This is a genomic window from Secundilactobacillus oryzae JCM 18671, from assembly GCF_000740055.1.
GTDB lineage: Bacteria > Bacillota > Bacilli > Lactobacillales > Lactobacillaceae > Secundilactobacillus > Secundilactobacillus oryzae.
This window is the reverse complement of sequence record NZ_BBJM01000078.1, coordinates 1-546: the sequence shown is the minus strand read 5'-3', so window position 1 is coordinate 546 and position 546 is coordinate 1. Positions and strand designations below refer to the sequence as shown.

Below are 546 nucleotides of genomic sequence, written 5' to 3'. Positions count from 1 at the left end.
GTTGACCATGGGAAAGAATTCGCCAACTACAATTTGATTGAAGAACAGACCGGTGTTCCGCTGTACTTTGCGCACGCTTATTCGCCACATGAACGAGGTAGTAATGAAAATCGCAACCGAGTACTACGCCGCTTCATTCCCAAAGGTCAACCGATTGATGAGATTACCGATGATGAATTGATTCAAATTAACTGGTATTCGAATTGCCGACCACTCAAATGTTTAAATTGGCGAACACCGATTGAGATCTTGTTGCGTAATCTGCGTTACTAAATTTGTTCAAGTTATTTCGGCTCTATACTAAATCCTGTTGATGGATATCTTAAGTGATATTCTATTAACAGGATTTTTTGCATAAAAAAAGGCCCATGGCCTCATATACTTAAAATCCACCCACCACAAGCATCATTAGAAAGGATATGAAAAAACCATGAACCCAAATAATAACACCATCAAATTCGCTTTAAGTATCGAAGATACTAATGTAAATTTCTATAATTTTAAAAAAAGTACGATTAGAGGTATTACATCCAAAGTGTTTGAAGC

The 546-nt window shown here is 36.8% G+C and carries 1 protein-coding gene; it reads left to right on the top strand.

Annotated features, from left to right (window positions below; all coding sequences use genetic code 11):
• Window positions 1–273: IS30 family transposase (locus tag LOSG293_RS09830; RefSeq protein ID WP_034529901.1), on the top strand; the 273-nt coding region annotated here is incomplete at its 5' end.
• Between the last annotated feature and the right edge of the window lie 273 nt (window positions 274–546).